We start from the raw sequence: 6,767 nt of genomic DNA, 5'->3' as shown, positions 1-6,767 counted from the left end.
GCGTAGCCCGTAGCACGCCGACCTTGCCCACACAAGCGCAAGCGAAGTGTGGGCAAGGGCACGCCCAAAAAATAAAAAACTAACTTTTGTGTATAACTACCTTTTGTTTTGATAAAACTCGTGCAGAGACTTTTTAGCCCATGACTGAAAAATAAAAGCGACACCTGAATACAGTGCCGCCGAAATTAAATAAATTGAAAATAACTACGCTCCCTGTCCTGCTGAAAAAACTTCTACGCCATTGATAGTGCAAAGATTTTCTGTTTTTATGATTTGATAACCTGCTTCAGTAATTTTTTGCTGTAAAGCAATAATGTCATTGTAAGAAATAGGTGTGCCATTACCTTTGAAACGACAACGCCAATGATCTGTGCAGAAAGTTTCAGGTAAGCCATTGGGATAGACTTTTACACCGCGGTTGGTTATCATGGTTAAATGTAAGTCTCCCACTTTAATGTTTTCCAAGGCTTGACCTAATTTATTGGCATCTCTGTCGTTGTGTCGTAGGAATATGTCTACGCCCACTGTGTCCATATTTACAGGTTGAGTAGGTTTGAGTTTTACTTGAATGGTTTTTTTGGCATTGGCATAGCTAACAGGTTTGAGCTTGTCAGGCTTTTGGCCTAAGCGTTCAATAACAGCATCAGCAAACTCTTTGGTACCTACCTTTTGGGTGCTTAATCCTTCTTTATAGATGTCATAGGTATGGATGCCATCTTCAATAGTTTTGAGCCATGCATTATGGACTTTTTCAGCAACATCCCCTTGACCGATATGTACTAACATTTGCACTGCGGCTAATAACAAACCAGAGGGATTAGCTAAGTTTTGTCCTGCTCTGCGGGGCGCTGAACCGTGTATAGCTTCAAACATGGCTACTTCTTCGCCAATATTAGCCGAACCTGCCAATCCCACTGAACCTGCTATTTGGGCAGCTATGTCTGAAATAATATCCCCATACAAGTTGGGAGTTACTACTACGTCAAAAGCTTCGGGGGTATCGGCTAATTTAGCTGCACCGATATCTATAATCCAGTGCTCTTTTTCAATTTCGGGGTATTCTGCACCAATTTCGTCAAAAACCTTGTGAAAAAGCCCATCGGTCTGTTTCATGATATTGTCTTTTGTGAAGCAGGTTACTTTTTTTCTGCCATACTGCCGAGCATACTCAAAAGCATAGCGGATAATTTTTTCTGTACCTGGGCGTGTAATTAGCTTCAAACACTGTACTACTTCTGGAGTTTGTTGGTGTTCAATTCCTGCATACAAATCTTCTTCATTTTCACGGATAATTACGACATCCATGTTAGGATACTTAGTATCTACATAAGGGGCGTAAGACACACATGGGCGTACGTTTGCATATAAACCGAGCATCTTACGAGTAGTTACATTTAGGCTTTTGAATCCTCCCCCTTGGGGAGTAGTAATGGGGGCTTTTAAGAATACTTTGGTTCTGCGTAAAGATTCCCACGCACTGTCCTCTATGCCCGAATTGTGTCCCCTTAAATATACTTTTTCGCCAATTTCTATTACTTCAGGCTTGATTCTAGCACCTGCTGCGGTGATGATTCTCAATGTAGCTTCCATGATTTCTGGACCTATACCATCACCGTACGCTACCGTAATTGGAGTGAGATCTTGCATATTGGCTTACAAGATAAGCAAAAACAAACGTGGGCAAATATATGTATATTTTTCGTTATCGCAATAAGTTTTTTGTGATAAGAAAAATTTCATGTAATGCAGAAAATGATTATTCAAAATGGATAAGTTTTTTAATCTTACCGGGCTGTGCCCAATTCATTGTACCTTGCATATTCATAGATTGTAAGTATTTCTCTACACTTGGTTGAGAGAGTTGTTGTAATACTTGTTTAGCTTGATAAAGCTCATCTAATGGGATATAAGCTTGTAAAGATTGATTAGCTTGCCATAAACCTGTAAAAAGTTTAGGTCTAAAAACTTTTTTGCCATAAGCTTCCCAAGCTATTTTATAGGGCTTGAAATTATATTGACCTACACCTAACAATGTCCAAAAATATCCTCTTTTTATCCAAGCGTTTATTATTTTTCCTCTACGATAAGCTAAAAAAGGTCGCTTGAAATATAAGTAGTCGTACAATTCGGGATATAACTCAATTTGATAAGGCTCTAATGGCTTACCATTGGTTTGATGAGGAATTAAAACCCATTTATTTACTTCCTGACTATGTGCAGCACTATGAAAGTTTTTACTAACCAACAAAGGATAGACAAATTTTTTGGGTAGTAAAATGTCTTTCTGTTTTTTGTTAGACAGAGCTACCAAATCTGCATTGACCTCATAGCCTTCGTCAAAAATGAACATATCATTTGCGCCGCAAGTGTTAATCCCTTGGCGAGGCATACACTCTTTGGGAAGAGTGAGGATAAAATTTTCTGTAAGTTCATTCATCCATTGCTGGTCTTCTATCTTACTGATGGGATCTGTGGAGTAAAAAATAGGCTGTGCAAAGTATTTTTTCCAAGTATTTTCTTGATACTCATAATATGCAACAGGAAAGGTCATTTTTTTATTTCTCTGAACATGAATAAGCCCGTACCGAGTTTTTATTTGCTCAAAGACAGGTACACCTATAAAGTCGTGTATTTCGGTTATGCAAAAATCAACGTTTTGAGCAGTATAGGTTCTAAAATGCTTGTTTGCGCCATCATTCAGAAGGATAGATAAAGGTACAAAAAAAACAGCTTCGCCTTTAGTTTTTAAGTGTTGGGCTATACTTTTGACAATGACCAAAGCGGCTATTTCAGTTCTTGAATTACCAAGTAAAACTTCATTGGGCTTTTCAACTAAACCATATTTGATAAACAGCGGCTTGACAATATCTTTGTAGAAATCAGGTAAGTCATTAAAAGTTTGCCAAGGGGGATTGCCAAAAATGATATCAAAATTCTTTCGTGAAGAGTAGAAAAAGAAGTCTGTACATACAATACGAGTAGTATCTATATTCCATTGATATTTTGCATACATTTTTTTGCGCAAATTTTCATATAAGTGCGCGTTCAGTTCTGTGCCATATAAGTTTTGCAGCGGTAGATTTTCTCTACTTTGCCCTGCTTTTAGTGCTTCTTCTATTAAAGCTTCAAACAAATGACCTTCGCCGCAAGTAGGATCAAAAATACTTGCACCTTCAAGCCATTTTTGAGTAAGGTTGTAACGGCGAGCTGCCCATTTACCCCACTCTATCGGAGTAAAAATAGTACCTATGTTCGCTTCTGTGTAGAACGGAATCACTTTGCGAATTTATAACAAATATTTAGCAATTCAAAAAATTTGTTAGCCGTAATCCGAATTTTGAGCTACGTAATACACTTTTTACTCTTCATCAGGAACAAAATCCAATGAAATAGAATTTACACAATGTCTGACGTTTTTTGGCGTAAATCCTTCGCCTTCAAATACATGTCCTAAATGCGCTCCACAGTTGCTGCAAAGAATTTCTATTCTTTCGCCATCAGCATCTAATACTCTTTTGATAGCCCCTTTAATTTCATCGTCAAAGCTGGGCCAACCGCAGTGCGAATCAAACTTATGTTCAGAACGATATAAAGGTGCGTTACATTGACGGCAAATGTATGTTCCTTTTGCTTTATGCTTGTAGTATTTGCCCGTAAAAGGATATTCTGTCCCTTTGTAAAGGATAACCCTTTTTTCTTCTTCGGTTAATACGTTGTAATCTTTCGGATCTTTAGCTACTGGTTTTTTCATATTGGTATTATATTTTTCGTTTTGCATGTTTTTTTTCTGTCCGCATGCATTAGAAACGGTCAGAACAAACGCAAGGGAGAATATAACAGTTCTGTAATTTAGCACTTTTGATGCTTTTAACAAAATTTTGTCTAACTTGGTTCGCATATACTTCCCTTTGTACGTATACGAAATTTGATTAAAATCCTATGAGAACCAAAGAAGAGATTGTTAAAAATTGGCTACCTCGTTATACAGGTACGCCCTTAGAAGAATTCGGAGAGTATATTTTGCTTACTAATTTTTCAAACTATGTGCAAATGTTTGCTAACACCTATCAAGTTCCTATTCGCGGACAGGATAAACCTATGCAAACGGCTACCAATAAAGATGGAATTACAATAATTAACTTCGGCATTGGTAGTGCTAACGCTGCAACTATCATGGATTTACTTAGTGCTGTAAAACCTAAGGCTTGCTTATTTTTGGGCAAATGTGGCGGATTGAAAAAGAAAACCCAAGTAGGGGACTTAATTTTACCCATAGCCGCTATACGAGGTGAAGGAACATCCGACGATTATTTTGACCCCCGTGTACCCGCTTTACCTTCGTTTAGCTTGCAAAAAGCAGTTTCTGAAACTATTACAGAGTACAAACAAGAGTACTGGACAGGAACTATTTATACTACTAACCGCAGAGTTTGGGAACATGATGCAGCCTTCAAAGAGTACCTGCATAAAGTCAGGGCTATTGGGATAGATATGGAAACCGCTACCTTGTTCATTGTAGGTTTCGCAAATGAAATTCCACACGGAGCGCTACTACTAGTTTCAGACCAACCTATGATACCTGAAGGAGTGAAAACCGCAGAAAGCGACAAAAAGGTTACAGAGGAATTTGTAAATATGCATTTAAGAATCGGAATTGATTCACTGCTAAAAATCAAGCAAAGAGGTATATCGGTCAAACATCTTAGGTTCTAATCGCCTGCTTCACAATAGTTTTTTAGCTATCATGTAGCCTATTCCTATCACTGCTGCGATGACTATAGCTATAAATGCCAATTTAATTATTTTCTTTAACAAAATAAACCCAATTAGGGACACTATGCCTAAAATGGCTAGGAATACAATTTGACGTGCACTCATAACATGCAAATATACGTAAGTAAGTTACAAAAAGTGAGATAAAAAATTATGTAAAACGACTTTTAATGTCAAAAGAACTTTCTAAAAAATAATTTTAATTTTTTGGGCGTGCCCTTGCCCACACTTCGCTTGCGCTGGTGTGGGCAAAGCACGCCAAAAAACTTAATCTTTGAAAAACAAAAATAGACCTAACAAATTACAATTTCTTAATAATCTGCATTTTTACATTTGTTGTATTTTTGTGTGTATGAAACAAACTCAACATGTCTTTTTTTATCTTATTTTGCTATTCCTAAATGGGCTTATTTGGACCTCATGCTCAAAAACAGGTCCCAGCGGTTTGCTCAAACCTAATAAATTCCCAGATACCTACACCGTAGTAGATACGATTATCCGCAGTGGGGAAAATCGCTTAATCTCACGCGTAAAGTTAAGTTGGTGGGGCAAAGACGAAGATGGCTTTATTATAGCCTACGAAATCTCTTTTGACAATACTCAATGGAAACGAGTTTTTAAACAAGATAGTACGTTCACTTTGGCACCTCAAACTTCGGATACTGCTGACTTTATCTTTTACGTACGTGCCGTAGATAACCTTAACCAAGTAGATCCTACCCCTGCTCGGCTGCGAATTCCAGTTAAAAATTCTCCGCCTACCGTGAGCTATGTCAGCACAGGTGTCAATACCCCAATCAGTGCTTACCCTGTGTATAGATACGCTTGGGAAGGAGAAGATATTGACGGCGCAAGCAATATAAACTACTACGAATTAGTTTGGAACGATACCACTAACACAAATAACTACTACCGAGTCCCCAGCACTGTAAACAGCATTGTCATTGAAGCAGAAAACCCAACTGACGTTAATACCTTACTCAAAGTCTATTACAATAACAACACTCTACCTGCTGCGGAACGCATGAAAGGCATCAAACTCAATCAAAAAGATAGCTTGTACATACGTGCCGTAGATGTAGCAGGGGCAAAAAGCAAGTTCAAATGCTCTCATCAGGTATATTTTAAAGCAATTTCTGCAAGCAATTCAAATAAGATTCTTTTAGTAGATGGCTACTATGCACTTATTGCAAACTATCCTGGAAATGTAACTACCCGAACTTTTTATGAAACTGAACTGAACAACATCGGAGTGGGCTATGATACACTTGTCCTCTATCGCCGTTCTAGTAGCAAATTTCTTAATTTACCTTCTGATGACTTTGTGGCAAGTAAAACGCTTCAAATGTTTAACATTGTTTTGTGGTATTCAGGTAAAACTCCCGAACAAAGCTTGGGCTATATTCAAAGAATTTCTAATGAATTTTTTAACAAAGGTGGACGATTGTTCCTCTCTACTCCCCAAAATAATACCTTTGACCCCTTAGCCCCTTACTACACTTTTACCCCTATGGACACTTTATTCGGACCAAATACAAGTATTGGTGCGGGACTGTATTTGCAACCTAGTGAAAATGACAGCTTAGTGGCTACGCCCAATGCAGTAGGATATCCTAATCTAAAAGTTAGTGGTTTTATCAATAGTGCTATTCCTTTTACTGTTCGCCCTACGGATGAACCTGTATATGCTGCTTACACTATCAACTACAACACAGGACCTGCTTGGACAAAAAGTAACATTGTAATGGCAAGACGCAGGCAAGCAGGGAAAACTACTTTTGTCGTTACTACGCTTGAATTAGAAAAGCTTAATGGAAAATCAAACGTGACGCAGTTTTTTCAGCACTTAGTAAAAAATGAGTTTGGGGCAATGTAGTTCGTTTAATTGTGGTTTTATGTAGTGGAAAATGGATTGAATTTTAATTTTTTGGGCGTGCCCTTGTGGGCATTTCGCTTGCGCTCATGCCCACAAGGTCGGCGTGCTACGGGCTACG

Annotated in this window: 6 protein-coding genes; 2 read left to right on the top strand and 4 right to left on the bottom strand. The window is 38.1% G+C overall.

Annotation, left to right across the window (positions count from 1 at the left end; all coding sequences use genetic code 11):
* Nucleotides 1-204 precede the first annotated feature (204 nt).
* From NZ519_10490 to NZ519_10480, 3 genes are all read right to left on the bottom strand, one after another.
* Nucleotides 205-1,647, bottom strand: a complete 1,443-nt coding sequence (locus NZ519_10490; protein ID MCS7029176.1) for an NADP-dependent isocitrate dehydrogenase — start codon at nucleotides 1,645-1,647, stop codon at nucleotides 205-207.
* A gap of 109 nt (nucleotides 1,648-1,756) precedes the next feature.
* A complete protein-coding gene (locus NZ519_10485; protein MCS7029175.1) occupies nucleotides 1,757-3,277 on the bottom strand; it encodes an N-6 DNA methylase in 1,521 nt (506 codons plus the stop codon).
* 81 nt (nucleotides 3,278-3,358) lie between these two features.
* A complete protein-coding gene (locus tag NZ519_10480) occupies nucleotides 3,359-3,778 on the bottom strand; it encodes a methionine-R-sulfoxide reductase (protein ID MCS7029174.1) in 420 nt (139 codons plus the stop codon).
* Between the two features lie 161 nt (nucleotides 3,779-3,939).
* Between NZ519_10480 and NZ519_10475 the strand changes: the two genes are divergently transcribed.
* Nucleotides 3,940-4,713 (top strand): AMP nucleosidase, encoded by a 774-nt coding sequence (locus NZ519_10475; GenBank protein ID MCS7029173.1) that lies wholly within the window; start codon nucleotides 3,940-3,942, stop codon nucleotides 4,711-4,713.
* Between the two features lie 9 nt (nucleotides 4,714-4,722).
* Here the strand turns inward: NZ519_10475 and NZ519_10470 are convergent, their stop codons facing one another.
* Nucleotides 4,723-4,878, bottom strand: a complete 156-nt coding sequence (locus tag NZ519_10470; GenBank protein ID MCS7029172.1) for a hypothetical protein — start codon at nucleotides 4,876-4,878, stop codon at nucleotides 4,723-4,725.
* 247 nt (nucleotides 4,879-5,125) lie between these two features.
* On the opposite strand from NZ519_10470, the gene NZ519_10465 reads away from it, so the two are divergent.
* The gene (locus NZ519_10465; protein MCS7029171.1) at nucleotides 5,126-6,649 is read left to right on the top strand and encodes a hypothetical protein; all 1,524 of its coding nucleotides are present in this window, start codon (nucleotides 5,126-5,128) and stop codon (nucleotides 6,647-6,649) included.
* Nucleotides 6,650-6,767 lie beyond the last annotated feature (118 nt).

This window comes from Bacteroidia bacterium (assembly GCA_025056095.1).
Taxonomy (GTDB): domain Bacteria; phylum Bacteroidota; class Bacteroidia; order JANWVE01; family JANWVE01; genus JANWVE01.
This window is presented reverse-complemented; position numbering and strand designations above follow the sequence as displayed.